Source organism: Lentzea sp. NBRC 102530 (genome assembly GCF_030269365.1).
Taxonomy (GTDB): Bacteria; Actinomycetota; Actinomycetes; order Mycobacteriales; family Pseudonocardiaceae; genus Lentzea.
On sequence record NZ_BSTF01000046.1, the window covers coordinates 1 to 1,213 of the forward strand.

Annotated in this window: 1 pseudogene; it reads right to left on the minus strand. The window is 66.5% G+C overall.

What is annotated here, in order from left to right:
- Positions 1 to 1,166 (minus strand): annotated as a pseudogene (locus tag QSK25_RS45205) (hypothetical protein); the annotation flags it as partial.
- Positions 1,167 to 1,213 lie beyond the last annotated feature (47 nt).

Here is a 1,213-nt window from a genome sequence, read left to right on the forward strand (position 1 = left end):
CCAGGCCGTTCAGTGCCAGGCCGTTCAGTGCCAGGCCGTTCAGTGCCAGGCCGGTCGCTGCCGGGTCGGTCGGTGCCGGGTTTGGTGTCGGTGACCGGCGTGTGGATGCCAGGCACGGAACCACCAGGCTTGTCGCCACCAGGCTGTTCGCTACTGGGCTTGTCGGTGCCGGGGTGTTCGGTGCCGGGCTTGTCGGTGCCGGGGTGTTCGGTGCCGGGGTGTTCGGTGCCGGGCTTGTCGGTGCCGGGGGTGCCGTCCGTGTCCATGTCGCCGGGTGCCGGTGTGCCCGATACCGGGGTGCCCGGCACAGTCACCGGCGGCACGGTCACCGGCGGCACGGTCACACCATCCTTGCCCTGACCACCGTTCTTGAACCCGGCGATCTTGTGACCCGCGTCCTCCGCGCCCTTCTGCACACCACCACTGAACGCGCCACCCAGGAAACCGAACCCCAGATCGTCGAAACCGCCCCCCAGCGCCCCCGACACACCCGCACCCACAACCACCTCGGTGGTGCCCTCCAGGCCACCATGAAACGCCACCGAGTCCGCGTGCTTGCCCAGCACACGCTGACCCAGCCTCACCCCGCCCATCATCAACCCACCCGCCACACCACCGGCGATCGCGCCAACAATGGAATCCTGCGCATCCCACGAACGACGATTCTTCTCAATAAACTGCAACGCCTGCGCGTTCGCGTTCTGCAACACCTCACTCGCGGCCTCACTCGCCACCGTCCGAGCCAGCATCACCGCCGCATTGTCAATCCACTGCAACCGTGCCAGCAACCGCGCCCGCAACGCCGCCGTCAACGCCGCATACCACGGCGCCCCCCACGGACTGTACAAAGCCCACCAAATCTGCGGAAAAAACAGTGCGAGCTCCTGCACCATCTCATAAACATTCTTCTCATCCGCCAGCGCCAGCTCCCGCAACCCCACCGCGTCACGCCGCGCCAGCGACCGCAACGACGAACCATGCGCCGTCACCCCACCCACAAGCTTACGAACACCAGCCCCCACAGCCCCGCCCAAAGCCCCACCCACCACCGCCGCGGCACCCTCCGCGTCCAGCATCAACCGCTGCAACGCCACACCATCAGCGTCCACCCGCGCAGCCAACGCCCGCGCCCCATCCACATCCAGATTCGACAACGTCGAACCCACCACAAGAACAAACAACCACTCAAGCTCAGGAGGAACAGAAACCGCCA